Below are 25,851 nucleotides of genomic sequence, written 5' to 3' on the forward strand. Positions count from 1 at the left end.
TGAGCGGCCGGCTCAGCAGTCGCTGACCAGGCGCAGCAGGACCCTTGCGCCGAAGCGCACCGCGTCCACCGGCACCCGCTCGTCTACTCCATGGAACAGTGGGGCGAAGTCGAGATCGGCTGGCAGCTGGAGCGGTGCGAAGCCGTAGCCGGTGATCCCCAGCGCACTCAGCGGCTTGTTGTCCGTCCCCGCGCTCAGGGCATAGGGGAGCACCCGGGATCCCGGGTCCTCGGCCTGGATGGCGGCGGTCATCGCGTCCACCAGCGGTCCTTCCCGTGGCGAGTCGACCGAGACGCCGATGTGGTCCATGACCACCTCGACATGCTCCCCGACCAGCTCGTCCAGCAGTTCCAGCAGCTGCTCCTGGTGGCCCGGCAGGAAGCGGCAGTCGATGCCGGCCTCCGCGGTCTGCGGGATGACATTGACCTTGTAGCCGCTGTCGAGCATGGTCAGGTTCGCCGAGTCGCGCAGGGTGCCGGAGACGAAGTGGCGCGCCCCGCCGGTCAACGGCAGGAACGACTCGATGTCCTCTTCGTCCCAGCCCACCCCGGTGATCTCGGTGATCCCGTCGAACAGGGCCCGCACGCTGGCGATGAACTCGATCGGGAACTCGTGCTCGTCGATCGCGGTGATCGCGCGGGCGAGGCGCACGATCGCGTTCTCGTCGTTCGGGACCGAGCCGTGGCCGGCCCGGCCGTGGGCGCGCAGGCGCCCCCAGGCGATCCCCTTCTCGGCGGTCTGGACCAGGTAGGCGCGCACGTCCTGGCCGGTCTCCTTCTCGGGAAGGGTGATCGAGTATCCGCCCACCTCGCTGATCGCCTCGGTCATGCCCTCGAACAGCTCGGGGTGGTTCTCGACCAGCCACTGCGCGCCCCACACGCTGCCGTTCTCCTCGTCGGCGAAGAAGGCGAACATCAGGTCCCGGGGAGGGACCTGTCCGGTGCGGGCGAGATGGCGGGCGATCGCGAGCAGCATCGCGACCATGTCCTTCATGTCCACGGCGCCGCGGCCGTAGATCATGCCGTCGATCAGCTCGGCGGCGAAGGGATCCACCGACCAGTCCTCCGCCTTCGCGGGCACCACGTCGAGGTGGCCGTGGAGGATGAGCCCGCCGCGCGAGCGATCCTCGCCCGGGATCGTCACCATCACGCTGGGGCGGCCGGGCGCAGATTCGATGACCGTCGGCTCGAGCCCCACCTCGCGCAGCGCCGCGACGACGTGCTCCGCAGCTTCGGTCTCGCCCTTGCCCCAGGTGGCGGGGTCGTTCCCGCCGAAGTTGGTGGTGTCGATGCGGATCAGCTCGCGGGTGAAGCGGACCGCCTCGTCCTGCAGCGTGATGAGCTCGTCGGCGGTGGGGGCGGCGATCGGCATGCCGGGGTCCTCCTCGGGTCGGGTGTCCTCACCGTACTCGGCGGCACCCGGGCCGCGCGGAAGGGATCAGTCCTCGAGGCGGGCGGCCGGGAAGCCGGTGTCCGGCCGTTCCGTCTCAGGTCTCGGCCTCCGGCTCTGGCGTCCGTACGATGGGGACCTCACGCCTACTCCTCCAGGAGGTGCGCCCATGGTGCAGATCTTCACGTTCCGCGAACGGCTCGCCGCGCTGCCGGGCACGGTGCGCAGGCGCGCCGAAGCCTCGGGCGCCCGTGCTTCCCTGATCGCCGACGCGAGGGCGGTCGCGCCGGAGATCTCCCGTGATGCGGATGCCGGTCATCTGGAGCGGGCCGCACGGCGCCTGCTGCGCCGCGCTGCGAAGGATGAGTTCGCGCGGGAGGGCATCTCCCGGCTGCGTCTGCCCGACGGGACCAGCCGGGTGGAGCTGCGCCAGGCCGATGTGCCCGGGGATGCCGCCTTCCACGCTTTTGTGGAGGACGTGCTGAGCGCCGTGGACATCGCTCCCAGCCCGCTGGAGCGCGATGACGCGGTGGAGCTCCGCGAGGCGCGCGGTTCCTCCGATGCCTACGGCCTCTCGCCCGAGGTCGCCTCTGATCTCGCGTCGTTCCTGCTGGGCAGGGCCTTCGCGCTGCAGGATGGGGCGATCGCGCTCGACGACTATCTGGACGAGCAGGCCTCCCAGATCCGCGAGGACATGCGCACCGCCCTGGTGCGGCAGGTGCGGGTGCCGCTCGAGCTGAAGGTGGCGCGGGACCGGCATGCCCGGGTCGAGAGCGGCGAGGACGACGGGGACTTCGCCTCGCCGGCCGGCGGCCCCGGGGATGAGCACGCCACTGCCGAGGAGCGCGCCGATTTCAGCCGTCGGGCGCGATCGGCCTTCGAGTTCGCGCAGTCCGAGGCGGGACGCGCGGCTTTCGGGGTGCTGCGCTCGGGCGCGGAGCGCGCCGCGGGCAGGGCGTACGAACGGTACGGCCACCGCGGCACGACGGGCGGGGAGCAGAAGCCGCCGGGGGGCACGCCCCGCACCCCGCCGCTCTGATTCACTGCACAGAGCCTCGTCAGGTCAGAGGCCGGCCTTCACCGTGAGCTGGCGCTTGATCCGGGCGAGCATCCCGGCCATGCCGTTCAGCCGGAGCGGGCTGACCACCTCGGCCAGGCCCAGCGCGCCGGTGACCGTCTCCGGGGTGTCGAGCACCTCGCCGACGCTGCGGCCGTCCAGCGCCTCCGCGAGGATCGCTGCGAAGCCGCGGGTGGTCGGCGCTTCCGGCGGGGCGGAGAAGAACAGGCGCGCGGTCGCCTCGCGGCCCGTGCCCTCCACCTCGGTGATCAGGAAGATCGGTGACTGGCACTCCGGGACCGGCTCGAGCAGCTCGGGATGCTCGGCGTAGCGCTCCGGCAGGGCGGGCAGGCCGTGGGAGAACTCCAGCAGCAGCTGCAGCCGATCCCGCCCGGTCAGGGCGTGGAAGTCGTCGGCGATCTCCGCGAACGACTCGGGGAGACCTGCGCCGGACGCAGTGTCGGAGGTGGACGTGCCGTCGGTCATCGCGCGGGGACCTCGCCCGGCTCGGTGCCCTGCGCGATCGGCAGGCGCACGCCGTTGCCCCACTCGGTCCAGGAGCCGTCGTAGTTGCGCACGTTCTCGAAGCCCAGCAGGTAGGTGAGCACGAACCAGCTGTGCGCCGAGCGCTCTCCGATGCGGCAGTACACGATCGTGGGAGTTGAGGTCTCGAAACCGAGCTCTCCCTGGTAGATCGCCTCGAGCTCGGCGCGCGGCTTGAAGCGGCCATCCTCGGCGGCGGCGCGGGCCCACGGCACGGAGCGCGCGGTGGGGATGTGCCCGCCGCGCACGGTGCCCTCCTGCGGGTAGTCCGGCATGTGGGTGCGCTCGCCGGAGTACTCCTGGGGGGAGCGCACATCGATCAGCGGCCCGCCGAGGAAGTCCAGGACGTCCTCGCGGTAGGCGCGGATCGGGGCGTCCTCGCGCTCGATGACGGGGTAGCCGCTGGTGGGGGCGGGCTTGCCGTCCTCCGAGGTGGTCAGCTCTCGACCCTCGGCCTGCCAGGCCGCACGGCCGCCGTCGAGCAGGCGCACGTCCGCATGGCCGAACAGCTCGAAGACCCACAGGGCGTAGGCGGCCCACCAGTTGGACTTGTCGCCGTAGACCACCACGGTGGTGTCGCGGGTGATGCCGGAGGCGTCCATGAGCTTCGCGAAGCCCTCGCCGCCCACGTAGTCGCGGGTGACCGGGTCGTTGAGATCCAGGTGCCAGTCGATCTTCACCGCGCCAGGGATATGGCCGGTCTCGTAGAGCAGCACATCCTCATCGGACTCGACGACCACGAGCCCATCAGGGCGCCCGGCGGCGAGCTGGTCGGCGAGCCACTGCGTGGTCACCAGCTTCTCGGGGTGGGTGTACTCCTGCAGGGCAGGCGTGGGATCAACAGGAACGGTCATCAGTTCACCTTTCGACGGTCGATGGCGCGCGACATGTACCCCCAGTCTGTCACCGGAGCGCGGCCAATGGCGCACCGAGCCCTTCGCCCTCGGCGGACAGCCCTCGCCTCGCCCCCTTCGCTCGCGGCGGAGAGTCCATGCCGCATCTCCCTGCGCTCGGAGCGGGCAGCCCGCACCCCTTCCCATGCGCCCGTCCGGCTCCTACGGTGGGCGCATGGAGAACCCGGATCAGGAACCCGTCATCCCCCTGCTCGATGTCACCGTTCTGGACTGCCCCGACGCGCTGCAGCTCGCGACCTTCTACGCGAAGCTCATGGGCTGGCGCGTGGAGGAGGGCAGCGACTCCGACTGGGCCGAGCTGTTGCCGCCGACCGGCCGGATCTCGGCCGACGAGCCAGGCGGGCAGGCCACCCTCGCCTTCCAGCGCATCGACGACTACCAGCGCCCGACCTGGCCGGGTGGGGAGCATCCCCAGCAGTTCCACCTGGACTTCGCGGTCTCGGACATCGACGCCGCAGAACCGCGCGCACTGGCGCTCGGCGCTGTCGTCCACGATCATCAGCCCTCCGGATCGGGCGGCTTCCGGGTCTACCTCGACCCGGCGGGCCACCCGTTCTGCCTGTGCCGCTCCGTGTGAGTAGTTGCCTCCGGTGAGTGGCCGCCTCCGGTGAGTGGCCGCCTCCGGTGAGCGACCGCCCCCGGTGGGCGACCACTCCCGCGTGGGCCGGAGCCCTGACTCCGGGCCGTTCCACCTCCGGACGGGTGGAGCGGCCCGGGCGACGATGAACGGATCCGAGGGACCTGTTCCCGTCACGTTCACCGCGGCGTCCCCGGGGCGTGACCGGGTGCTCCTAGCGTGGGAGCGCTTCCACCCGCGCCGCCCCTGAGGAGTCCCCGTGAGCGATACCGTCCAGACCGCCCGTCCCGAGAGCCCCGCCCGCACCGCCCCCGATGGACGCCGCCGCCTGGTGGTGCTCTCAGTCGATGCGATGAGCGACGTCGACGTGCCCTTCGCCCGCACCCTGCCCAACTTCGCCCGCATCCTCGCCGGCGGTTGGGGCAGCGCCGAGGCGATCTACCCCACGGTGACTTACCCCAACCACACCGCGCAGACCACCGCCCGCACCGCCGACGGGCACGGCATCTACGCCAACGAGAAGGTCTCCCCGGGTGTCCGCGTGCCCGACTGGTTCTGGGACGCGCGCGACATCGCCAGCCCCACGATCTTCGACCTCGCGAAGGAGCAGGGTCTCACCACTGCGAGCGTGGGCTGGCCGGTCACCGGCTGGTCGCCCTCGATCGACATCGCGGTGCCGGAGATCTGGGACCGGGCCGGGCTCGAGCAGACCCTCGCCGTGCTGAGGGACGCCTCCACGCCCCGTGGGCGTGAGTACGTGGACCGCCACGCGGGCGAGATCAGCTGGGAGCGCAAGCAGGTCTTCGGCCGCTTCAACACCGCCGTCGCCACCGACATCCTCCGCACCGACCGCCCCGACGTGCTGTTCGTGCACCTGGTCGACGTGGACTCCGCACGCCACTCCACCGGCCGCTTCACCCCCGAGGTCAAGGAGGCATTCGAGCGCGTCGACGGCTGGATCGGCGAGATCCTCGACGCCCTCGAGGACGCAGGCATCGCGGAGGAGACCAACGTCGCGATCGTCTCCGATCACGGGCACGTCGAGGTGGGCCGCTGCTTCCGCGGCAACAACCTGCTGGTCGAGCGCGGCTTCGTGCGACTCGACGAGTCCGGGGACGTCAGCAGCTGGGACGCCTGGGTGCACGGCTGCGGGCTCACCGGCCAGCTGTATCTGAACCCTGAGGCCGACGAGACCACGCTCGAGAAGGTGCTCGCCCTGGTCGAGGACTGGGTCGAGGATCCCGAGATCCCCGTCGCGGCCTTCCACCCGCTGGCGGACATGACCGAGGACTACGGCTACGCGGGCCCCTTCCTCGGCGTGCTCGAGGGCACCAGCGGCACGAATTTCCAGAACCTGTGGGAGGGCCGCTCGCTGTACGGCCGCTTCGACGAGGACTACACCTTCCTCATCTCCCAGCACGGTCACCTGCCCGAGCAGGACATCCAGGCCGTGTTCGCGATGGCCGGCCCCGACATCGCCGAGGGCGTGCGCTTCCACCGCTGCACCGTCCCCGACGAGGCGGCGACCTTCGCCCATCTGCTGGGCCTGGAGTTCCCCGAGGCCGACGGCGCCGTGCTCGGCGAGATCCTGCGGGCCCGAGTCTGAGGGCTCAGCTCGCGCAGGCGCCGCGAGTCTGAGGATTCAGCTGGCGTAGGCCTGGAAGGACTCGCGGATCCGGTCCGGGCCGGCATCGTCGGCGAGGAGGACCTGCAGGAGGAGACGGGCCTGCGCCGGGGGCAGGAACCCTGTCATCAGCGCACCTGCCTCCAGCAGGTCCACCTCGCTGCCCGGGTAGGCGTAGTGGTGGGTGGAGGTGCCGCCCGCGGCGATGCGGGTCGCGACAGCCACGGGCGTGCCCGCCTCGAGCAGGCGGCGCAGGCGCGGCATCGCGGCGGGGGAGACGTGCCCCATCCCGACCCCGGCGATCACGAGCCCTTCCGTGGCGTGCGGCGGGAGGTGATCCAGCAGGGTGAAGTCTTCGTCCAGGCCCGCGGTCAGGATCGGGACCTCGGGGAACCGGTCCGGGGGCACGCTGTTCTCCCGGATGACCCGAGCGGCGCGGTCGAAGGGCCGGTGCAGCAGATGGAGGTCGCCCTCGTCGACCATCGCGAACGGCCCTGACGGGGCGGAGGCGAAGGCGGAGACGGAGCGGGAGGACGCCTTGGTGACCTGGTCCGCGAGGTGCACGTGGCCGTCGAACACCACCAGCACCCCCTGATCCCGGGCCGAGGGGGCTGTCGCTGCGCGCACCGCGTCGCGCAGATTCGCCGGGCCGTCAGCCCCCGGAACGCTCGCCGGCCGCATCGCGCCCGTGACCACGAGCGGTGCCGGGCGGTCCCAGTACCGGTTCAGCACGAAGGCCGTCTCCTCGAGGGTGTCGGTGCCGTGGGTGAGCACCACCCCGGCGGCGCCCTCGTCCACCGCGCGCCGGGCATGCTCGAGCACCTCGCGCAGATGCCGCGGGCGCACATCGGAGGAGGAGATGTTCGCGATCGCCAGAGCGGTCAGGTCGATACCGTCCACGAGCGTCCCGCGCAGGCGCTGACCGGCGGCCTCGTCCGGGACGGCATGCCCGCCGTCGGCCCCCTGGGTCATGAAGATGGTGCCGCCGAGGGTCAGCAGGGTGACGGCAGCTGTTTCCTGCGCCGTCGGCGCTGCCGGTGCTGCGTAACCGTCCTGCGCTGCCGCCACCGGTGCTGACGACCCGTCCGGTGCTGCCTGCGAGGGGTCCGACGTGCTGGTCACGACAGTTCCGGCTCCTCGCCCAGGTAGAAGGCAGCGGTGCGCACCGACGCCTTGCGGGCAGGCTTCTTGTCCGCCCCCGTGGCGGCGTGCGCCTCGAACCAGGCCTCCGCGGTCGAGCGGGTGAACGTCTCGCCCTCCTCAGAGCCGGCAAAGTCCCCGAGCTGGGGGATCAGGTCCACCGACGGGTCCTGCAGATGGAGCGCGAGCGCATAGAGCGCCGCATCCCAGCCGAGCCCGGTGGCTGCGGGGCCGAAGGTCTTCCAGTGGGCGTCATCCGGGACGGTGTGGCGCAGGGTGAAGCGGGATCCGGCGGGGGCTGCCTGGACTCCCTCCTCATCGGCACCTGCTGCTGGTGCTGCCTCTGCTGCGCCTGATGCGTCGACCGGGGCGACCAGCAGCTCCAGCTGACTGGTGCTCTTGCCGACGTCCCAGCTCAGCAGCAGGCGAGAGGGCTCTTCGACGGCGAGCACGGCGCCGCGGGTCTCCATATCGGGCAGCTCGTAGCGGCCGCCCTCGGTCACCTCGCCGCTCGCCCGGCCGAACCACACCTCGAGGTGCGAGCCGATGGTGAGGGCGGACCACAGCTCCTCGGGGTGCACCGGGAAGGTCTGTTCGAGCGTGACGGTGTTGCCGTCCGTGGAGAGGGTGACGGTGCGGGTGACGTCGGTCAGCTGGCTGGTGGGCGTGGCGGTCATGGGGCTCCTTCGAAGGCGATGTACAGGGCCCACTGTGTCAGGTCAGGTGGGGCCGGGTGGGTGTCAGGCCGGATCGGTGCGGCGCAGCCGCACGATGACCTCGGCGTGCTCGGTGTGCGGGAACATGTCCACGAAGCGGCCGGCGGTGATGCGCAGCGAGGGCATGGCGGCGAGGTCGGTGGCGAGGGTCGTCGGGTTGCAGCTGGAGTAGAGGACGTCGCGCACGCCGGAGTCCTCGAGCCACGTGGCCAGGCGCGGCCCCAGCCCGCGACGGGGCGGGTTGACGATCACGATCTCGGGCGGGCCCTCGGCGCCGGTGGCCGTCTCAATCGCCCAGCTGGTGGCATCCGCCGCGAGGAAGTCCGCTGCAATGCCCTGAGCGGCGGCGGCCTCGCGGGCCCCGTCGATGGCCTGCGCGGAGACCTCCACCCCGGTGACACGGGCGGCGGGGGCGGCCAGCGCCGCGTGCAGCGCGAATCCCCCGAGCCCGCAGTAGAGGTCCCAGAGCCGCGGAGATCCTTCGTGCGCGGCGGCGATCTCCGCGACCCACTCCGCAGCCTGGCGGTACAGCTTCCCGGCGACCTCGGTGTGGGTCTGGAGGAAGGACTGCGGGCGGGCGAACAGGGTGACGTCCCCGGTGCGCACAGCGATCGATGCGGCGCCGGCCAGCGGGATCTCCTGCTCGCCCTCGACCGCGGTGGTGTGGTCCGGATGGACGTTCGCCGAGACCGCGATCACGGAGGGGTGGGCTTCGAGCAGCCGGGGCAGATGCTCGCGGATCCGCTCGAGCGCCTGCTCGCTGCGCAGCACCAGCCGCAGCACATGCTCGCCGTCGGGCGAGGCGGTCACCAGCACGTTCTTGATCTCGCCGCGGCGACGGGCGACGTCATACGGAGGCACCTGTGCCCGCCGGATCAGCGCCTTGGCCCCCTCGAGCACCTCCTCGACCCCGTCCGGATAGAGCGGGCAGTCGCTGAGATCGACCCCCAGGGCCTGACCGGGCAGGGTGAGCCGAGGCTCCTGGGCGGTGCCGGCCACGGCCATCTTCCCGCGTGCCCGGAATCCGGAGTCGGCGCCGAGCAGCGGAGCGCCCCAGGTGGTGCCGGGGGACAGGAAGCGTGCGAGCAGCTGCTCGACGCGGTCACGGCCCTCGGCGATCTGGCGGGGGCGGGGGAGGTCCAGGAGGGTGCAGGACCTGCACTCACCGGACTCGAAATGATGGCACCGCACCCCAGGAGTCTACGAGGCATGGGGCAGCGGCAGGCGCCGGTGGGGGCTTCGACTGTCGGACCCCTCCGCTACCGTCGCAGGTGGGTCATGAGACGCGGCTGCACTTCTTCGACAGAGGCCGCGCGGCAACCGGAACCGAACTCGGTGCCCGTCGAGGAAGACCCGGCCGGAGAGCAGCCGCTCGTCCGGTCAGGCGGCCCGTGAGGGCCCACGTCGGAAGGCAGAAGACATGACTCGGGACAATGACCGATTGGACCTCGACCCCCTCGCCGAGACCTGGCGCGACCAGCTGATCGAGCTGGATTTGCCGGGCGTCGGCCCGATCACCGCGAGCGCGGACCCGCAGCTGCTGCTCGACGTGGAGCCCTCCGCGGACGGGAACGAGTTCACAGGCGGGAACGAGCAGGACCTCGAGAGAGGCGCCGATGAGGAGGAGGGGCTCGTCTATCGTCGGCGCCGCCCCACCACCCCGCCCGCACCGCAGATCGTGCGGTCCACGCTGCGGGATCGTCGACCGCTCGAGCTCGCCCACTCCTGGCTGGTGGTGCCGGCGCTGGGGCCGGTGCTGCCCACCCTCAGCCCGGAGGGCACGATCGTCGCTGATCTCAGCGGCGGCCAGGCACCGTTCGAGGTGCGCACGCAGCCGCCCGAGCAGCTCGCCCGACCCAGCCGGGAAGGAGCCCGGGCCGGTGCTCCCGTCGAGGGCAGGGCCCGTGCGGTCCGTCCGCCCGGGCTGAGCTGGTACCGCCGGCCCGCCGTGGCCGCCGCGCTGCGCCGCCGTGGCGGGCCGGTGGCCCTCGGAGCGCTGGTCGGGACCCAGCGAGACTGGTTCGAACCGGCCGCCGCCGCCCGCGAGGACCTGTTCGCCTCCCACCCGGATCAGGCGCTCGAGAGCGCCCTGCTGATCGCTGTCGAGCAGGGGCAGGGGGCGGTGCTGCGGATCGGGCCGGGCGGACTGGACGTGATTCCCACCGGTGCCGACCCTCGGGTCCCGGAGCTCGAGGGCCTGGACCTGCTGGTCACGGCCCGGCCTGCGCAGTGCCCGCTGCAGGGGCAGGACGGAGCAGGGCCCTGCCGGCCCCATGGCGGGCCCTGGATCCGGGCCGCGCATGCGGCACAGGTGGATTGGGAGGCACGGCGCTCCCAGGCGCTCTCCGTGCAGGGATGCGGGGTGTGCTTCGGAGAGGCTCTGCCGCCGGAGCCCGATCAGCCGCCGGTCCCGCGGCTCTCCCACCGCATGCCGGTGGCTCAGATCAGCCGCCTCCACCTGCGCGGCGGTGAGGTGGTGCGCATCGATCCGATCGTGCCTCCTCGCTGAGGCGGGCTCGCGGTGATCTGCTCAGCAGGACGCCTGCCCTGCGCTGCTCAGCAGCGCTTCACCTCTCAGCAGCGCTGGGCAGGTTGAACGAGCGCTGGGCAGGCTGATCGTTCAGGCGAACCACTCGGTGGGCGGGCCCAGGGAGAGCAGCACCGAGAACACGATCGCGACGCCGACGACGGCGATCAGCACTGCCGGGACCGGGTGGCGCAGCGCGAGGGAGACCAGGCGCTCCGGTGCCGTGCGGCCCCGCTCCTCGCGCAGCCGCCAGGTGTCGCTGAGCAGGCCGCGTCGCATCGCCGAGCGCTCGAAGGGCACCGTGAGGTAGGGGACGATCGCCGATCCGATGCCCAGCAGCAGATCCTTCAGCCGCCACTTCTGGTCGATCGCGACCAGCACCGTCACCACCCCGTAGGAGAGGAAGGTGAAGCCGTGCAGCCCGCCGCCGATGCGCACCAGCAGCTCGGTGGACTCCAGCACGTACTTCACGAACATGCCGGCCAGCAGCAGGGTCCAGGTGATCATCTCGGCGAAGGCGAGCACCCGGTAGAGGCGGGAGGGAGTCGAGAACAGGCGCATGGGGTCGATGGTGCCAGCTGGTGCTCGGGATCCGCTGGATGCGAGGCCCGACGAAAGGCGGACCCGCTGGTGGACGATCTGGGGTGTCAGGGCCGCGTGCCGAGCGTCACAGTAGGGGGATGGCGACGCACACCATCCCCGGAGAACTCTTCCTGCTGCTGACCAACGACGCGGGCCGCCAGGACTCGACCTCCTACCGGAAGCAGGCGCTCGCCGCCGCCGCGGTGGCGGAGCTGGCGCTGCGCGAGAAGCTCGCGCTCAGCGAGGAACGAGCGCCGAAGGTCCAGGTGCGCGACACCGCGCCGACGGGCCTCCCGGTGCTGGATCAGGCACTCGGCGCGCTCACCGAGCTCGACGGGAAGAAGGTCACCCACGTGATCTCCCACCGCACCATGGACCTCACCGAGGTGATCGGAGAGGGCTTCGCCGCCGTGGGTGCGGTACAGCGCAAGGACGGCTGGTTCACCACCAGCTGGCCGACCCACGACGACACCCTCGAGACGGCCCTGCGCGCCCGCCTCGCCGCCGCCGTCACCGATCCCGGGACGGCGAGCCTGCAGGACGGCATCCTGCTCGAGCTGCTGCGCGCCCTCGGCATCGCCCACCGCATTCTCAAGACTGACCTGCCGGACCTCTCCCGCCGCGAGCTCGACCAGCGGATCACGGCGCTGGACATCAACCACCCGGCGGCAAAGGCCGTCAAGAAGATCATGGAAGACATGACCGCCGTGTTGATGGTGACCACCACTGCGAGCATCGCGACCTGATCTCGTTCAGCGCCCCGCAGCGCGCTTCGTCCGCGCGGTCGCGGGCGCTGTCCACGGATCCTCCGGCCAGGGGTGGCGGGGATAGCGGCCGCGCATCTCCTTGCGCACCTCGCGGTAGGGCCCGTCCCAGAAGGAGCGCAGGTCGTCGGTGATCGCGAGCGGCCGACGGGCCGGGGAGAGCAGGTGGAACAGCACCGGCACCCGCCCCCGCACCAGGCGCGGCGTCTCGGCCAGGCCGAACAGCTCCTGCAGTTTGACCGCCACCACCGGGCGGCCGTCCTCGGCATCCGGCGCGGGATAGTCGATGCGAGCCGTGTTCCCCGACGGCACCGCGAGTCGCTCCGGGACCAGCTCGGCGAGCTCGGACGCCTCCGGCCAGGGCAGCAGCAGCCGCAGCCCGCCGGTGACATCGATGCCGGAGAGCTTCGTGGTGCGGGCCGAGAGCTGCGGGGCGAGCCAGGTCTCCAGCCTCTCCAGCAGGGAGGCCTCGTCCATCGCGGGCCAGGGCTCGCCGAGCTCGCGATGCACGAGCCCGAGCCGGGCACGCAGCGCCGTGGCCGGCTCGTTCATCGCCAGCCCCGCGAGGCCCCGGGCTCGCACCTCGGTGAGCACCGCGGGCAGCGTGTCTGCGGCGGTCGCGGTCACCGGGGTCGAGGTCAGCTCGATCGCCCCGAGCAGGCGTCGCTGCCGGGCCCGCACGGTCCCGCCCTCGAGGCGGGCGGTGCGCTCGGAGACCAGCAGCTCGGACCCGGCGAGGAAGGCGTCCTCCTCGCTCAGCGGTGCGGCGGCACGGATCACCGCTCCGGTGCCGTCGGCCGCGCGGCCCTCCGCCCGCTGTACCTCCCAGACGGCGAGCCAGTCCCGGCCCAGCAGGCCGCTGCCCTCGGGCAGCGCGGCCCGGGTGCCGGAGGCCAGGAGGTAGGAGCGGGACCCCTCGGCGGTGCGATGGGCGATCCGTTCGGGGCGGGCGAGGGCGAGGACGGCGCCGGCCTGGTGCGCCGCATCGGTGGCTGTGAGGAGCGGAGCGGCTCCGCGGCGCGGCTCGGCTCGGTGCGGCTCGCCGGAAGTGCGGGCGATGCGGGTGAGGCGGTCGCGTTCGCGGCGCCAGCGCTCGACGCCGGGCGCGCGACCGGAACGCAGGTCTGCGAGCAGCCGGGGCAGGTCCGCTCCCGTCGGCCGATGGTCGTCGGAGACGGCCGCGACCACCTCCGCAGCGGTGCGGGCCGCGTCCCTGCCCGGCAGGCGCTGCGCCCCGTCGACCAGCGCACGCGCCTCCCGCACCCCGACGGGCAGGCGGGCCACGCGGGTCCCGGAGGGGGTGGGCCTGCCCTCGTCATCGACCAGACCGAGGGCGTGCAGGGTTGCCTCCGCGGCGGCGATCTCCCCGGCGGGTGGCGGGGTCAGCAGCGGCAGGCCCTCCCCACGGGGTGTTCCCCAGCAGGCCAGCGACAGCGCCGCATCGGTGAGATCTGCCGAGGCGATCTCCGGCGGGGACTGCGCCGGCATCCCGGCCAGGTCGGACTGCGCGAAGACCCGCACCGCCGCGCCCGGGCCCTGCCGGGCGGCACGGCCCGCGCGCTGCTCGGCCGCGGCGCGCGAGGCGCTGACGGTGACCAGGCCCGACATATCCCGGCCACGGTCCCGCCGTACCTCCCGGGAGAGCCCCGCATCGACCACCAGATGCACCCCCGGCACGGTCAGCGAGCTCTCCGCGAGCGCGGTCGAGACCACGATGCGTGGCAGCTCACCGGGACGCCGACCACCGGTGGCACGGTCCTGCTGGCTGGCGGGGAGCCGGCCGTGCAGGGCGAGCACCTCCACCTCGCCTCCCACCAGGCCCTGCAGGCGGGCGACCACCTCGTCGACCTCCCGGGCACCGGGCACGAAGACCAGTGCATCGGTGCCGTGCTCCCGCTGTGCGCGGGCCGTGGTGCGGGCGAGATGGTCCAGGTACTCCCGTGTGATGCCACGGGCGTCGAGCCGCGGGGCAGGGGAGGGGGCATAGGAGACCGCGAGCGGATGCAGAGCGCTGGGGACCTCGACGATCGCCGCACCGTCCAGCACCCCCGCCACCGCCGCGGCGTCGAGCGTCGCGGACATCGCTCCGACCAGCAGGTCCTCGCGCAGATAGCGGGCCTCGGCGAGCATCCCCAGCAGCAGGTCGGTGTCCAGGGAGCGCTCATGGACCTCATCGAGCAGCACCGCGGCGACCCCGGGCAGCTCCGGCTCCGCGAGCAGACGCCTCAGCAGCACCCCCGGGGTCAGCATCTCCAGTCGCGTGCCGGCGCCCACCTCCCGCTGCCCGCGCACCGTGAAGCCCACCGGCCCGCCGAGCGTGGAGCCGTCGAGCTGGGCGATACGGCGCGCGGCTGCCCGGACTGCGACCCGGCGCGGCTGGGTGACCAGGGTCAGTCCCTCGGAGAGGTTCGCGACCAGCGGCGGCACCAGCGTGGTCTTGCCGGTGCCGGGCGGCGCGGTGACGACCATCGCGCCGCTGCGGGCCGCCGCCTCGAGCTCGCTCCGTGCGGCGGCGACCGGCAGCCCTGTGCCGATGGCGTCGAGGTCGAAGCGGTGCGGTGCGGGCGGGACGGTCGGCGGGACGGGCATCCTCCCATCATGCCGCGCCGGCGGGTGGGGGTGCTCCTCGGCTCTGCTCTCGGGCTCGCCCTCCTGGCGGCTCTCGGGCTCGCCCTCCTGGCGCCATCTCCCGGACATGCGCGCCTCGGCCGCCGTTCATCGCGCGCTGGTGGGATGCGCAGGCCCCCTCGTGATGACCCAGGAGTATCTGTGCGCCCCAGCCCTGCCCCCTCGCCGTCGGACGTCGCCGTCCGGCGTCCCACGCTTCACCGTCTCGGTGCGCTGACCGGCGCTCTCGCGTTGTCCGCACCACTGGTCTCCGCCGTCGTGCTCGCGCCGTCGGCCCCCGCGTTCGCCGCCCCGGCCGACGTGCAGATCTCCGAGGTCGAGTCTGATGACCCCGACGGCGGCGAGGACTGGGTCGAACTGGTGAACACCGGTGCCGGGCCGGTGGATCTCTCCGGCTGGTTCCTCAAGGACGACGACGATGCCCGCGACTGGACGATCCCCGCCGGCACCGTGCTCGTCGCCGGCGAGCACCTGGTCCTGGACCATGCGGATGCGGTTCCTGGCGGCTTCGACTTCGGGCTCGGCAAGGCTGACATCGCCCGGCTCTTCGCCGCCGACGGCACCACGCTGATCGATTCCCTCGCCTGGACCGAGCACGCGCCCACCAGCTACATCGTGATCGACGGCGAGGTCACCGCCTCCGCCGAGGTCACCAAGGGGTCGGCGAACTCCGGCCCGTACGTCCCACCGCCGGCCGCCGAGGAGCACCCGGACGCCGAGGCGATCCGCGTGACCGAGGTCGTCTCCGAGGGGGATGACTGGGCCGAGATCATGAACGTCTCGGACCGCACGATCGACCTCTCCGCCTGGTACCTGCTGGACGAGAAGGACCTCCCCGCCGAGGTCCCCGCCGTCGTGCCCGCTGGCACCGAGCTCGCCCCCGGTGAGCGCTACCTGTTCCAGGGGATGCCGTTCGGGCTCGGCAAGGGTGACCAGGCACGGATCTTCGCCCCGAACGGCTACCTGGTCGACGGCACGAAGTGGCCGGAGGACACTCACGCCTTCCCGTCCTGGCAGCGCTGCGGCGGGGGCGAGGGCGAGTTCGGCAGGAGCCACGTCGCGACCCCTGGGGCTCCGAACGCCTGCGGCGATGGGGTCATCAACGAGACGAACTCCAGCGGTGATGACTTCGTGGAGCTGAAGAATCTCGGCTCCGAGCCCGTGGACCTGAGCGGCCACCGGATCCTCGACTCCGACGACGAGCACGTCCACACGCTGCCCGCCGGCACCGTGCTCGCGCCGGGTGCGCTGCTGCTGATCACCGGCGACGAGCTCGGCTACGGACTCGGCGGTGAGGACCAGGTGCGCCTGCAGGACGCCGACGGCACGCTGCTCGGCCAGGTCTCCTGGACCGAGCACGTCACCGAGTCCAACGCCCTGTGCGACGGCGAGCACGTCCCCTCCCGGACCGCCACCCCGGGCGAGGAGAACGACTGCGGCACCGCCGAGCCCGTGGTCACCACGGCGCTGCCCACCGACGGGGACGTCACCGTCCTCGACGACGCGGGGGAGTGGGGCGAGGACCTCTCGGGTCTGGACCTGCAGATCCTCGAGGACGGCAGCACGGTGCTCTGGGGTGTCAACAACGATGCCGGCCAGATCTCGCGCCTGGTCCCGGCGCCTGACGGCACCTGGCAGCAGTCGGAAGGCTGGCCCACCGGCGGCAAGCACACGCTCTTCGCCGATGGCACCGGAGAGCCCGACGGAGAGGGCATCTCCGTGGGCGCGGACGGGCGGATCTACCTCTCCGTGGAGCGGGACAACGCCGCCAAGGGTGCCTCCCGCAACACCGTGCTCGCCTATGACACGAGCGCCGAGGGGGACGTGCTGACCGCAGCCTCCGAGTGGGACCTCACCTCCGTGCTGCCGGCGACCTCCGCGAACGGTGGCCTCGAGGGCATCGAGATGGTGCCTGCGAGCGCCTTCGCGCAGCTGGGCGCCGAGGTCCCGGTCGCCGAGGCCTACGCCTTCGTGGTCCTCGAGGACACCGGCGACGTCTACGCCCTCGCCCTGCAGGCCGGGGGCGACGCCGTGCTGGTGGCGACCCTGCCTTCTCCGCTGCCCGGCCTGATGGCACTGGACCATGACGCCGCCTCGAACACCCTGTGGGCCTTCGCCGACGAGGCCCTCGACGGCGTCTCCGTGCAGTACCAGCTCGGTGCGGCTCCAGTGGTCGCCTCCGCGGTGTTCGCCCGCGCCGACGGCATGCCCGCCCAGTTCGCGAACGAGGGCGTAGCTCTCGAGCCGACCGAGGTCTGCACCGACGGCGTGCGCCGGGCCTGGTTCGCCGATGACGCGGATACCGACGGGCACGCGCTGCGCGGGATCGGCCTGCTGGACCCGGCATGCGAGCGTGCGACTGAGGTGACGCCGGAGCCCGGTCCTGCCCCGGAACCAGGCGCGGGTGACGAGGCGGGCGACCAGGAGGGTGGCCAGGATGCTGATCCTGTGCCAGCACCCACGCCGAACGATGGCGGCGACCCCTCGGCATCTCCCGGGGCTGAGGGCGACCGTCCCGGGGCTGCGGCCCCGGGTGGCGCTCAGGTCTCCGTCAGCGCCGAGGGCGAAGCGGGCTCCGAGGGGGCGCGCTCGGGAGTGCTGGCCCGGACCGGCGTGAGCGCGGCGGCGATCGCTGCGACGGCGCTGGGTCTCGTGGCTGGCGGGTTCTGGCTGGTCCGTCGCTCCCGCCTGGCCTGAGCCCCGAGCGGAGGGTGCGCGGGGGCGCTCAGTCGATGAGGTCGAACTCGACCTGCTGGGTGTCCCCGCAGACGCTGGTGACGGAGATCGTCCACAGGTCGATGGTCACGCTCTCCCCGAGGGTGACCGCCTCGACCTCCCGCGGGCTGCCCTCACCGACGGTGGCTGCCAGCTGGGCGTCCTCGCCCTCGATGCCCACCACGTCGATGGTGAGCGTCTCCCCGGCGCGCTCCGGCAGCTCAGGCGTGGCCGTGCTCCCGACCTTCCCGAGGTAGGCGCCCTCACCCGAGCAGGCCGCCGGCGGGGCGAAGCCCTCAGGGGAGGGAGTGACCGGATACGGCTCCGGGGGAACTGCGGCCGCAGTCTGCCCGCCGCCATCAGAGGCACTCCCGCCATCAGAGGCACTCCCGCCATCAGAGGCACTCCCGGCATCGGTGGTGCCGCCGCCGTCGGAGGCTGCGGAGGGCGCGGAGGCGGGAGTCGGCTGTTCCGGGCCCGGCGCGCTCTCCCCGCAGCCGGCGGCGAGCAGCGTCACCGCGAACAGGGCCCCGGCGAGACGGGCGGCGGACGGACGGATGACGGTGGAGCGAGCAGGCACACGGATCCTCACGGAGGGCGACGTCGACGAGTGCAACGCTAGCGGACGGCTCCGGCATGCCACCATCTCAGGGGTGAGCACACCTCGACCGCGACCGACCCCCAAGATCCTGCGCGGGATCAGCGATCCCGCGCGGCGAGTGCGGCCGGTGGACTGGAGTGCGAGCGGACGGCCCCCCGGGAGCGAGACGAACCGGGTGAGCGAGCCGGCAGCGGATCAGGGCTCAGATCGGGAACGGGCCACGGCCGGGGAACGAAGCCCGTCGGCCCAGCTGCCGCAGCGCCGTGCCCGCACCGTCGAGCTCCCGCGCCCGGTGCCGAGCGCGCCGCCGGGCGCCGTGCACACGCTGAGCGCCGAGGACCCGCGCCCCGTGCCGCGGCCGCTGCGGATCACCGACGCGGACATCCGCTCCGTCGGGGTGGCCGGGCTGCCCTCGGAGCAGATCGTGCAGACGGTCGCCGATCCGGAGGACGCCTGGACCGCGGACGCCGGCGCGAGCGACCACTTCCTCCGCGCGGAGCTGGTGGTGCAGGTGCGCCGGGCGGACAACGCCGTGATCGGCCTGTTCTCGACCCGCTATGCACTGTCCGTGCGGCCAGCGGAGTACGAACCCGCCCTGGACATCGCCGAGGCAGCGGCCGGACCGAGCACCCGGGGTGGGCAGGGGACCCGCCACCCCACCTCTCGGCGCGAGCTGCTGCGCCGGATGGAGGGCGCGGGGTTCGTGGTCACCCCGGGCTCCACGCACGGCCGGGTCACCCATCCGCAGCATCCCGGGCTGGTGCTGCCCTTCGCCTCGACACCCTCGGACCGCCGCTTCACCCGGCATGCGGTCGCGCAGATCCGGCGCGTCTTCGGGATCGACCTGCGGCACTGACGTCAGCTCAGCCTGAGCCTCGGGCACGCAGGATGCTGTACGACGTGTGCCCGAGGGCGCGCAGCAGCTGGATCATCCGGTCGAAGGCGATCGCGCCGGCGACCGCCCGCATCACCTGCACGTCGTCGCTGACCTCCGTGCCGGGCTGCCCGGACTGATCCCGGATCGAGGCGATGTCGGCCCGAGCGATCTCGGCCATCGGCTCGGCGTAGCGGCGCAGCGTCTCGAGATCCGTCGGCATCCCCCAGCTCTCGAGCGAGCGCAGGAGCGCATCCAGCGCCCACCGCGGTGCGGTATGTGCATCCGGCCAGCCCAGGTGCGAGAGCAGCGGGGTGATCGACGGGTGCTCCAGGTGGCCCTCCGCTGCGGTGTCCGGTTCCTCGACGGGCAGGCCCAGGACGATCAGCTGGGCCGCGCCGAGTGCGCTGAGCAGCGTCTGCTCGGGGTCGTCCAGGATCGCGGTGAGCTGTGCGATGCGGGTGATCGGGGCCCCTGCGACCTCCCGCAGGACCTGGATCAGCTCGAGGCGCTCGAGATGGGCGGGCCCGTAGTCCTGCCGGGTCGCGGTGAGCCGCTCCCCGGCGGGAAGCAGCCCCGCGCGCCGGTAGTACTTGATCGAGGCGGTGGAGACCCCACTGGCCTCGGACAGCTCTGCCAACAGCATCGCAGGACCTCCGGGTCTGTGCGTCGTGGCGACCGTGGATAGTGTGCCGACCAGCAACTATCTTGATGGCGCGGCATGGGATAGCGGAACTATCGTGCACCCCATGGACGCCTTCACGCCAGTGATCACCCTGCATGCCCTCGCGGCCACCTACGTGCTGGTGCTGGGTCCGCTGCAGATCCTGCGTCGCCGCCGAGACCTCGCCCATCGGCTGGTCGGGGTCACCTGGGTGGCGGCGATCCTCACGGTGTGCATCTCGAGCTTCTGGATCGCGCCCGACGGCTTCTCGTGGTTGCACGGGCTGTCGATCTGGACCCTGGTGTGCATGGTCGTGGCGATCCTCGGGATCCGTGCCGGGAACGTGGGCGTCCATCGCGGCTTCATGATCGGCTCCTATCTCGGGACCCTCGCAGCCTTCGCCTTCGCCGCCCTGGTCCCGGCGCGGCTGATCCCGCAGCTGCTGCGCAGCGAGCCGTTGATCGTGGTGATCACCGCTCTCGGGGTCGGCGCCCTCGTGCTCCTCGTCCACGTCAGCGTGGTGCGGACGGCCGGGCAGCATCCGCAGCGCGCGCAGGGTGATCTCAGCAGCACCGGCGTCTGAGACCGACCGGAGATCTCCGCGGACGGCGCATCGCGGTCTCGGATGGCGCATCACGATCCCCGGACAGGAAATGTGTCTCAGGACAGAAAAGTGTCCCGGGACAGAAAAGTGCCCCGGCTCGTCCCCACGAGCCGGGGCCATCCCTTTCCCCCGCGCCCCCGGATTGTCGGAGCCTGCTTCCTCCTCAGTCGGCAGGTCCTCCGGTGACGCGTTGAGACCAGTAGACCCCGGCTTCCGGAAAAACCACTGGGGTGAGGCTGGTCAATCCCTGAGTGCGACGGCCGGCGATGCGTGATGTGCTCGTGGCCTGCGCGGGGACCGGTCCAGACCGGTCGGTCGCTCAGCCCACGGGGAAGCTGAGCTCCTCGCCACCCGTGCCCACCTCATCGGTGTAGCTGATCTTCTCGAGCACCATGTCCTCGGGCACATCCGCGTACAGCAGCGCGGTCGCCTCTTCGCCGGGAGCCACCTGCGGCCCCGAGGTCGAGAACGAGGCGTAGCGCAACGGATGATCGGTGCCCGCGTCGTCGTAGAAGCGGAAGTTCGCGCCCGCCAGGCCGATGTCCTCGGTGCCGTTGTTGGTGATGGTCACGGCGACGCCGATGAACTTCCCGTTCTCGGTCTCCAGGGTCTCGTCCTGGGTGTCCAGCGTGGCGCCCTCCGAGGGTGCGGAGACATGGATCGAGAACGAGGAACCCGCGCTCGAGGTGGGATCTGCCGAGGGATCGTCGCTGGGCGTCTCGATCGGGTCGTCGGTCGGATCATCGCTGGTGGGGCCATCCGTCGGATCATCGTCCGTGGTCGGATCCTCGGACGGGGTCTGGCTGGTGCTGGGACCGCTGGTGGGGTCCTCGCCGCCGCCGTCGCGGGAGAACAGCCAGAGACCGACGCCGATGACCACCACCAGGATCGTCACCAGCAGGAGACAGCCGCAGGCGACGCCCACGTACAGGCCGGTACGGCTCTTCTGCGGAGGTGCGCTCGGCACGCCGTAGGGGTTGCTCATGGTCTCCTCCACGATGACGCTCGATTGATGGTGCCCACGGTATCGGCAGGTCCACCGGCGCGCGATGGGGAGAACTCCCCCGGGACCAGACCGACCTCTGCGGTACTGTCGGAGAGCCGGACTGCCTCGCCACGGCGCAACGGTCCGGTCGAGTTCGCTCCCTACGACGCCCTACCGCACCAGACGCCTTCCGCACCACGAGGAGACTGGCCATGCTGACCAGACTGCATGATGCGCTGCGACTGCGCACTTCACCCGTGATCTTCTTCGGCTCGGCGGCGGTCATCATCGCCTTCGTGGTCGGCACGATCGCCTTCACCGAGCCCATGGGCAGAGCGACCAACGCCGCCTCGGACTGGCTGCTGACGAACCTGGGCTGGTTCTACATCCTCGGGGTCACCGTGTTCCTGGCCTTCCTGATCGTCATCGCGGCGGGACGCTTCGGCCGCGTGAAGCTGGGGCCGGATGACGAACCGCCGGAGCACTCCGGCGGAGCCTGGTTCGCGATGCTCTTCGCCGCCGGCATCGGCTCGATCCTCATGTTCTGGGGTGTCGCCGAGCCGGTCAGCCACTTCGGCGCGCCACCGCGCGCCACCGAGCTCGGCATCGAGGCCGGTTCCCTGGCCGCCGCGCGCGACGCCATGAACTTCACCTATTACCACTTCACGCTGCACACCTGGACGATCTTCACCCTGCCGGCACTGTGCTTCGCCTACTTCATCCACAAGCGGAACCTGCCGCCGCGCGTGAGCTCGATCTTCCAGCCGCTGCTGGGTGAGGGTATCCACGGACCCCTCGGCAAGGCGATCGACATCATCGCCATCATCGGCACCGTGTTCGGCATCGCCGTCTCGGTGGGCCTGGGGACGCTGCAGATCAACGGCGGGCTGAACCAGCTGTTCGGAGTCCCCGAGAGCGCCGGCTGGAACCTCATCATCATCGGCGTGGTCTGCGGTCTCGCACTTATCTCAGTGTCGATGGGCCTGGACAAGGGCATCAAGGTGCTCTCGAACTTCAACATCGTCGTCGCCGTGCTGCTGCTGCTCTTCGTGCTGTTCGCCGGTGGTGCCACGCTGTTCATCCTCAAGGGCACCATCGAATCCTTCGGCAACTACCTGGTGGCGCTGCCGGAGCTCGCGCTGTGGAACGACACCTTCGCGAACACTGGTTGGCAGAACACCTGGACCGTCTTCTACTGGGCCTGGACCATCACCTGGTCGCCGTTCGTGGGCATCTTCATCGCCCGCATCTCGAAGGGCCGCACCATCCGCCAGTTCGTCGCCGGGGTGCTCGCCGTGCCCTCGGCCTTCTCCGTGATCTGGTTCGGCGTCTTCGGCTATGCGAGCTTCGACATCGAGCTCAACGGCGAGGGCGGGCTGGTCGAGCGGGTGGTCGAGGACGGGGACATCCCCGGCGCATTGTTCGCCTTCCTCGACCACTACCCGGGCGCGTTCGTCATCTCGGTGATCGCGATCATCCTGGTGATCATCTTCTTCGTCACCTCGGTGGACTCCGCCGCGCTGGTCACGGACTCGATGGCCAACGGTCACGAGGACTTCAACCCGCTGGGTCAGCGAATCTTCTGGGGCGTGGCGATCGCGCTGGTCACCGCTGCGCTGCTGGTGTTCTCGGGCTCCGACGGGCTGGAGGCTCTGCAGTCGACGATCATCCTGGTGGGACTGCCGTTCTTCATCATGGGCTGGTTCCAGATGTACGCCCTGCTGCGAGCCCTCCGCGAGGACGCCGGGGAGCTGCCGCCGATCCGCACCCGGGAATGGGCGCAGGTGCTGCCGCCGGAGGAGTACGAGCGCCGCGAGGAGGACGAGGAGTACGACACTGACGACTACGTCGTGGAGCCGACCTTCACCTCGGAGGTGCCGGTGATGAGCGACATCTACGAGGAGTCCGCCGAGGACGGCGCCGATCCGTCGGCGGTGGGAACCGGGACCCTGCCCTCGCGCACCGGCAGCGCGAGGGCAGAACTTCCGGAGCAGGGGCGGGACGAGTCCCGCTGACCGAGCTCCGCTGAGCGGCGGGAGAGCACGACGCAGAAGGGGGCGCGCCCCCCCCGGGGGGGGGGGGGCCCCGCAGCGGGCCGGGGGGGCGCCAGAAGGGGGGTGGGCCGGCGGGCGCGCCCGACGCAGACGGGCCGCCCCCCGCGAGCGGGGTGCGTCGCCCCTTCTGCGTGCCGGAGGCGCGAATCAGGAGGGATCGACCTGATGCTTGTCGGCGCTGCGGCGGTAGTACATCGCGAGCACGGCGCCGGAGAGGTTGTGCCAGATCGAGAAGATCGCGGCGGGCAGCGCGGCGGTCGGGCTGAAGGCGCTCGCGGCGAGCGTCGCGGCCAGGCCGGAGTTCTGCATGCCGACCTCGATGGAGGTGGTGCGGGCGGCGCGTTCGCCCTGGCGGAGGAGGCGGGCGGCCCAGTAGCCGAGCAGGTAGCCCACGCCGTTGTGCAGCACCACTGCGAGCAGCACGATGCCGCCGGCGGTGACGATCGCCTCGGTGGAGCCGCTGACCACGGCGATGACCACGAGCGAGATGCCGGCGACGCTGACCCACGGCAGCGCGGGCAGGATCTTGTCCACCAGCGTGCCGGCGATCAGCCGGATCACGAGGCCGCCGATGACCGGGATGAGCACCATCTTCACGATCGACATCGCCATCGCTCCGGCATCCACGGGCAGGTAGGAGCCCGCGAGCCACAGGGTCAGCATCGGGGTGAACAGCGGGGCGAGCAGCGTGGAGATGGAGGTCATCGTCACCGACAGGGCGGTATCGGCTTTAGCCAGGTAGGCGATGACGTTCGAGCTGGTGCCACCTGGGGCGGAGCCCACCAGGATCACGCCGACGGCGAGTTCCGTCGGGAGCTGCAGCAGCACGGCGATGCCGAGTCCGATCAGCGGCATGATCACGTACTGGGCGATGACGCCGATGAGGACCGGCAGCGGTCGCTTCACGACCAGGGCGAAGTCGGGCACCGTGAGGGTGAGGCCCATGGCGAACATGATGATGCCCAGGTAGATGCTGGTGAACTGCGCCAGCGACTGATCGACGCTCGGCACGAAGAAGCCGAAGGCCGCGGCAGCGAGGATCAGGGCGGGGAAGACGGTCACCGCGATGCGCGCGGAGCGGTCCTCTGAGGTGCGGGCGGTGGACGCAGCGGGGGGTCGCGTCTCCGTGGTCGAGGGGGATGGAGTGCTCATGCCCCGCATGGTATCGCCCGATGAGATGGCGTCCCATGATGTGGACCACCAGTTGCCGCGTGTGGATCACGTCACTCGAGCCTGCGGCACCGATCCGCGGTCCCGACCGCGGTCAGCGATACTCCATGCCGGGGATCTCCTGCCGCGCGCGGAGCCCGTTGCCGGGCAGCTTCCGCACTCCGTGCCGCAGGTACTCCCGGGCCAGAGGGGGAGGACATCCCGCCCGCTCGAGCCCGGCGCGCAGCTGATCGGCGATCTCTTCCGCTGCGGGGGAGGCGAACACGATGATCCCGCGTCCTGGGACCGGGGGCCGTGCGGTGCCGGAGAGCTCGGAGTCGCGGTCGGGGCCCAGGAAGCTGACGGCGTGGTCAGCCCCCGGCCCCAGGAAGAGGTGGGCGCTCGAGGGGCGACGGAAGCGACGGTCCCATGTCGGCTGGAGGCTGTCGATCCCCGTGTGCACGCGAAGGGTCGCCGGGTGGATCTCGGTGAACCGCAGCTCCCGGGGACGGCCTGCGAGGATGCTCCGCCCCACCACCACGCCGCCGGCATGTACATCCAGATGCGCAGAGCCGCTCCACAGCAGATATGCCGCCATGGCCGCGGTGATGATGACGCCGATGAGGGTGACGAGCAGCAGCTCCGGCAGCCTCCACACCCCGGCCACGACGAGCGTGACCAGGATGATCAAGGGCCCGACGCTCAGCCAGCCGATCGCCGCGAGGATCGGGACCCGCGTGCGATATCGCTGCAGCCGAGGGCCGAGAGAAGTCTGCTGTGCCATGGGAGCCGAGTATGGCATCGGGGCGCCGGGGAAGGTCACGCGGGGTCGGGCGCCGCGGCGTGCTCGCCGGTGATGAGCTGGCCCAGGGCATCCCGCAGCGACTCGGGCCCGACCTGCGCGATCCGGAGCACGGCGGAGTCATCCGGGGTGGCGGTGACGGAGTCGGCGACGACCACGTGCACGGCCTCGTCGGTGGCGTGGAAGGAGGCGCTGCGGGCCGTCGCGCTGTCGGGGGTCGAGGTGACGACCTGGGTGAGATGGCGGGTGCCCTCGGCGATTCCCGCGCCCCACTCCTCGGGCGGCGCTCCCGCGGAGACCTCCCGCATCTCCGAGTCTGTGGAGGCGACGCCTCGGGGGTCCACGACCCGCACGAGGCGTTCGCCGACTGCAGGCGTGGGCAGGACGGCGAAGGAGTGGAGACCCTCGGCGGTCACCGTCTCCTCGAGGGTTACCCCGACGCTCTGATGGTAGAAGTAGCAGCGCAGCTCCCGGGGTGCGTCCTCGACGTAGATCGTGCGCAGCGCGGTCGTCACCGCGACGGCGCTGCGGCGCAGGACGAGCGTCCCGGCGGTCGTGGGATCTGCGACCAGTGCCTCATCGGCGATCTCGGGCTCACGTTCCTCGAGCTCGGCGGCGACCGCCTCGGGGACCAGCTGGTGGCGACGCATCAGGATCCGTCGCACGCTCGCGGCACCGGCCTCGACCCCGCCGGGATGCTGCTCCGCCCAGGGCATCCACACCTCGGAGTCGGGGAGCCCGGTCTCCTGCAGGAGGACAGCGAGCTCCTCGTCCAGAAAGGATCCGAGCTCGACGCGCTCGCGCGTGCCGTCTCGCAGGACGGAGGCCGCGGCGCTCAGGGAGCGGCGGGTGTGAAGGGTGTCGTGATCGGTGGTGGTGTGCGGCGTGGTCATCTCTGCCTCGGGGTCGGGGTGGGAACGGTGGTGGGAACGGGAGGGTGGG

At 71.7% G+C, this 25,851-nt stretch carries 23 protein-coding genes and 1 riboswitch; of the genes, 9 read left to right on the top strand and 14 right to left on the bottom strand.

Annotation, left to right across the window (positions count from 1 at the left end; all coding sequences use genetic code 11):
* Positions 1-12: 12 nt before the first annotated feature.
* Entirely contained in the window at positions 13-1,371 is a 1,359-nt protein-coding gene (locus tag ACTH43_RS05890) for a M20/M25/M40 family metallo-hydrolase (RefSeq protein WP_441443994.1), read from the bottom strand.
* Between the two features lie 187 nt (positions 1,372-1,558).
* On the opposite strand from ACTH43_RS05890, the gene ACTH43_RS05895 reads away from it, so the two are divergent.
* Complete coding sequence (locus ACTH43_RS05895; RefSeq protein WP_441443995.1) at positions 1,559-2,428, top strand: hypothetical protein; 870 nt, start codon at positions 1,559-1,561, stop codon at positions 2,426-2,428.
* Between the two features lie 24 nt (positions 2,429-2,452).
* Here the strand turns inward: ACTH43_RS05895 and ACTH43_RS05900 are convergent, their stop codons facing one another.
* Both ACTH43_RS05900 and ACTH43_RS05905 read right to left on the bottom strand, forming a co-directional pair.
* Positions 2,453-2,932: a SufE family protein gene (locus ACTH43_RS05900; protein ID WP_441443996.1), complete on the bottom strand. Its 480-nt coding sequence runs from the start codon at positions 2,930-2,932 to the stop codon at positions 2,453-2,455.
* Positions 2,929-3,843, bottom strand: a complete 915-nt coding sequence (locus tag ACTH43_RS05905; RefSeq protein WP_441443997.1) for a sulfurtransferase — start codon at positions 3,841-3,843, stop codon at positions 2,929-2,931. The genes ACTH43_RS05900 and ACTH43_RS05905 overlap by 4 nt, the downstream gene beginning before the upstream one ends.
* 214 nt (positions 3,844-4,057) lie before the next feature.
* Between ACTH43_RS05905 and ACTH43_RS05910 the strand changes: the two genes are divergently transcribed.
* Together ACTH43_RS05910 and ACTH43_RS05915 are read left to right on the top strand one after the other, a co-directional pair.
* Positions 4,058-4,480, top strand: a complete 423-nt coding sequence (locus ACTH43_RS05910; RefSeq protein ID WP_441443998.1) for a VOC family protein — start codon at positions 4,058-4,060, stop codon at positions 4,478-4,480.
* Positions 4,481-4,739: 259 nt separating this feature from the next.
* Complete coding sequence (locus tag ACTH43_RS05915; RefSeq protein ID WP_441443999.1) at positions 4,740-6,086, top strand: alkaline phosphatase family protein; 1,347 nt, start codon at positions 4,740-4,742, stop codon at positions 6,084-6,086.
* A 36-nt stretch (positions 6,087-6,122) separates the two neighbouring features.
* On the opposite strand, the gene ACTH43_RS05920 is transcribed toward ACTH43_RS05915, so the two are convergent.
* The 3 genes from ACTH43_RS05920 to rlmC all read right to left on the bottom strand — a co-directional run bounded on the left by ACTH43_RS05920 (position 6,123) and on the right by rlmC (position 9,151).
* Positions 6,123-7,226: an asparaginase gene (locus ACTH43_RS05920; RefSeq protein ID WP_441444000.1), complete on the bottom strand. Its 1,104-nt coding sequence runs from the start codon at positions 7,224-7,226 to the stop codon at positions 6,123-6,125.
* Positions 7,223-7,921, bottom strand: a complete 699-nt coding sequence (locus ACTH43_RS05925; RefSeq protein WP_441444001.1) for an SRPBCC domain-containing protein — start codon at positions 7,919-7,921, stop codon at positions 7,223-7,225. Before ACTH43_RS05925 ends, ACTH43_RS05920 begins: the two co-directional genes overlap by 4 nt.
* A gap of 63 nt (positions 7,922-7,984) precedes the next feature.
* Complete coding sequence (rlmC, locus tag ACTH43_RS05930; protein ID WP_441444002.1) at positions 7,985-9,151, bottom strand: 23S rRNA (uracil(747)-C(5))-methyltransferase RlmC; 1,167 nt, start codon at positions 9,149-9,151, stop codon at positions 7,985-7,987.
* An 83-nt stretch (positions 9,152-9,234) separates the two neighbouring features.
* Positions 9,235-9,351: riboswitch (SAM riboswitch) on the top strand.
* Between the two features lie 29 nt (positions 9,352-9,380).
* Here rlmC and ACTH43_RS05935 point away from each other — a divergent pair.
* Positions 9,381-10,469, top strand: coding sequence for a hypothetical protein (locus tag ACTH43_RS05935; protein WP_441444003.1), 1,089 nt, complete (start codon positions 9,381-9,383; stop codon positions 10,467-10,469).
* Between the two features lie 111 nt (positions 10,470-10,580).
* Here ACTH43_RS05935 and ACTH43_RS05940 read toward each other — a convergent pair whose 3' ends face one another.
* On the bottom strand, positions 10,581-11,048 hold the full coding sequence (locus ACTH43_RS05940; RefSeq protein ID WP_441444004.1) for a DUF3817 domain-containing protein: 468 nt from the start codon (positions 11,046-11,048) through the stop codon (positions 10,581-10,583).
* Positions 11,049-11,167: 119 nt separating this feature from the next.
* Here ACTH43_RS05940 and ACTH43_RS05945 point away from each other — a divergent pair, with 119 nt between their 5' ends.
* Positions 11,168-11,815, top strand: coding sequence for a GOLPH3/VPS74 family protein (locus tag ACTH43_RS05945; protein WP_441444005.1), 648 nt, complete (start codon positions 11,168-11,170; stop codon positions 11,813-11,815).
* Between the two features lie 6 nt (positions 11,816-11,821).
* On the opposite strand, the gene hrpB is transcribed toward ACTH43_RS05945, so the two are convergent.
* Positions 11,822-14,422 (bottom strand): ATP-dependent helicase HrpB, encoded by a 2,601-nt coding sequence (hrpB, locus tag ACTH43_RS05950; RefSeq protein WP_441444006.1) that lies wholly within the window; start codon positions 14,420-14,422, stop codon positions 11,822-11,824.
* A 180-nt stretch (positions 14,423-14,602) separates the two neighbouring features.
* Here hrpB and ACTH43_RS05955 point away from each other — a divergent pair, with 180 nt between their 5' ends.
* Complete coding sequence (locus ACTH43_RS05955) at positions 14,603-17,158, top strand: lamin tail domain-containing protein (protein ID WP_441444007.1); 2,556 nt, start codon at positions 14,603-14,605, stop codon at positions 17,156-17,158.
* Between the two features lie 28 nt (positions 17,159-17,186).
* On the opposite strand, the gene ACTH43_RS05960 is transcribed toward ACTH43_RS05955, so the two are convergent.
* The gene (locus ACTH43_RS05960; protein ID WP_441444008.1) at positions 17,187-17,756 is read right to left on the bottom strand and encodes a hypothetical protein; all 570 of its coding nucleotides are present in this window, start codon (positions 17,754-17,756) and stop codon (positions 17,187-17,189) included.
* 73 nt (positions 17,757-17,829) lie between these two features.
* On the opposite strand from ACTH43_RS05960, the gene ACTH43_RS05965 reads away from it, so the two are divergent.
* Positions 17,830-18,633 carry a hypothetical protein gene (locus ACTH43_RS05965; protein WP_441444009.1) on the top strand — a complete coding sequence of 268 codons (804 nt, stop codon included), beginning with the start codon at positions 17,830-17,832 and terminating at the stop codon, positions 18,631-18,633.
* 7 nt (positions 18,634-18,640) lie between these two features.
* Here ACTH43_RS05965 and ACTH43_RS05970 read toward each other — a convergent pair whose 3' ends face one another.
* On the bottom strand, positions 18,641-19,297 hold the full coding sequence (locus ACTH43_RS05970; protein WP_441444010.1) for a MerR family transcriptional regulator: 657 nt from the start codon (positions 19,295-19,297) through the stop codon (positions 18,641-18,643).
* A 103-nt stretch (positions 19,298-19,400) separates the two neighbouring features.
* Between ACTH43_RS05970 and ACTH43_RS05975 the strand changes: the two genes are divergently transcribed.
* Complete coding sequence (locus ACTH43_RS05975) at positions 19,401-19,898, top strand: DUF2306 domain-containing protein (RefSeq protein ID WP_441444011.1); 498 nt, start codon at positions 19,401-19,403, stop codon at positions 19,896-19,898.
* A gap of 340 nt (positions 19,899-20,238) precedes the next feature.
* On the opposite strand, the gene ACTH43_RS05980 is transcribed toward ACTH43_RS05975, so the two are convergent.
* Positions 20,239-20,904, bottom strand: coding sequence for a DUF4352 domain-containing protein (locus tag ACTH43_RS05980; RefSeq protein ID WP_441444012.1), 666 nt, complete (start codon positions 20,902-20,904; stop codon positions 20,239-20,241).
* A 212-nt stretch (positions 20,905-21,116) separates the two neighbouring features.
* On the opposite strand from ACTH43_RS05980, the gene ACTH43_RS05985 reads away from it, so the two are divergent.
* Positions 21,117-22,919 carry a BCCT family transporter gene (locus ACTH43_RS05985; protein WP_441444013.1) on the top strand — a complete coding sequence of 601 codons (1,803 nt, stop codon included), beginning with the start codon at positions 21,117-21,119 and terminating at the stop codon, positions 22,917-22,919.
* A 186-nt stretch (positions 22,920-23,105) separates the two neighbouring features.
* Here ACTH43_RS05985 and ACTH43_RS05990 read toward each other — a convergent pair whose 3' ends face one another.
* The 3 genes from ACTH43_RS05990 to ACTH43_RS06000 form a co-directional block, all read right to left on the bottom strand.
* Positions 23,106-24,110: a bile acid:sodium symporter family protein gene (locus ACTH43_RS05990; RefSeq protein ID WP_441444014.1), complete on the bottom strand. Its 1,005-nt coding sequence runs from the start codon at positions 24,108-24,110 to the stop codon at positions 23,106-23,108.
* 112 nt (positions 24,111-24,222) lie between these two features.
* Positions 24,223-24,891: a hypothetical protein gene (locus tag ACTH43_RS05995; RefSeq protein WP_441444015.1), complete on the bottom strand. Its 669-nt coding sequence runs from the start codon at positions 24,889-24,891 to the stop codon at positions 24,223-24,225.
* A gap of 35 nt (positions 24,892-24,926) precedes the next feature.
* Positions 24,927-25,802: a hypothetical protein gene (locus ACTH43_RS06000; protein WP_441444016.1), complete on the bottom strand. Its 876-nt coding sequence runs from the start codon at positions 25,800-25,802 to the stop codon at positions 24,927-24,929.
* Between the last annotated feature and the right edge of the window lie 49 nt (positions 25,803-25,851).

It is taken from the genome of Brachybacterium sp., from assembly GCF_052095815.1.
In the GTDB taxonomy this organism is placed as follows: domain Bacteria; phylum Actinomycetota; class Actinomycetes; order Actinomycetales; family Dermabacteraceae; genus Brachybacterium.

Excerpts from the sequence above, each read along its gene's own strand:
- ACTH43_RS05895 (WP_441443995.1), top strand. The coding sequence starts at position 1,559 with ATGGTGCAGATCTTCACGTTCCGCGAACGGCTCGCCGCGCTGCCGGGC.
- ACTH43_RS05935 (WP_441444003.1), top strand. The coding sequence starts at position 9,381 with ATGACTCGGGACAATGACCGATTGGACCTCGACCCCCTCGCCGAGACC.
- ACTH43_RS05905 (WP_441443997.1), bottom strand. The coding sequence starts at position 3,843 with ATGACCGTTCCTGTTGATCCCACGCCTGCCCTGCAGGAGTACACCCAC.
- ACTH43_RS05910 (WP_441443998.1), top strand. The coding sequence starts at position 4,058 with ATGGAGAACCCGGATCAGGAACCCGTCATCCCCCTGCTCGATGTCACC.
- ACTH43_RS06000 (WP_441444016.1), bottom strand. The coding sequence starts at position 25,802 with ATGACCACGCCGCACACCACCACCGATCACGACACCCTTCACACCCGC.
- ACTH43_RS05900 (WP_441443996.1), bottom strand. The coding sequence starts at position 2,932 with ATGACCGACGGCACGTCCACCTCCGACACTGCGTCCGGCGCAGGTCTC.
- ACTH43_RS05940 (WP_441444004.1), bottom strand. The coding sequence starts at position 11,048 with ATGCGCCTGTTCTCGACTCCCTCCCGCCTCTACCGGGTGCTCGCCTTC.
- ACTH43_RS05945 (WP_441444005.1), top strand. The coding sequence starts at position 11,168 with ATGGCGACGCACACCATCCCCGGAGAACTCTTCCTGCTGCTGACCAAC.
- ACTH43_RS05980 (WP_441444012.1), bottom strand. The coding sequence starts at position 20,904 with ATGAGCAACCCCTACGGCGTGCCGAGCGCACCTCCGCAGAAGAGCCGT.
- ACTH43_RS05985 (WP_441444013.1), top strand. The coding sequence starts at position 21,117 with ATGCTGACCAGACTGCATGATGCGCTGCGACTGCGCACTTCACCCGTG.
- ACTH43_RS05990 (WP_441444014.1), bottom strand. The coding sequence starts at position 24,110 with ATGAGCACTCCATCCCCCTCGACCACGGAGACGCGACCCCCCGCTGCG.
- ACTH43_RS05925 (WP_441444001.1), bottom strand. The coding sequence starts at position 7,921 with ATGACCGCCACGCCCACCAGCCAGCTGACCGACGTCACCCGCACCGTC.
- ACTH43_RS05970 (WP_441444010.1), bottom strand. The coding sequence starts at position 19,297 with ATGCTGTTGGCAGAGCTGTCCGAGGCCAGTGGGGTCTCCACCGCCTCG.
- hrpB (WP_441444006.1), bottom strand. The coding sequence starts at position 14,422 with ATGCCCGTCCCGCCGACCGTCCCGCCCGCACCGCACCGCTTCGACCTC.
- ACTH43_RS05975 (WP_441444011.1), top strand. The coding sequence starts at position 19,401 with ATGGACGCCTTCACGCCAGTGATCACCCTGCATGCCCTCGCGGCCACC.
- ACTH43_RS05890 (WP_441443994.1), bottom strand. The coding sequence starts at position 1,371 with ATGCCGATCGCCGCCCCCACCGCCGACGAGCTCATCACGCTGCAGGAC.
- ACTH43_RS05995 (WP_441444015.1), bottom strand. The coding sequence starts at position 24,891 with ATGGCACAGCAGACTTCTCTCGGCCCTCGGCTGCAGCGATATCGCACG.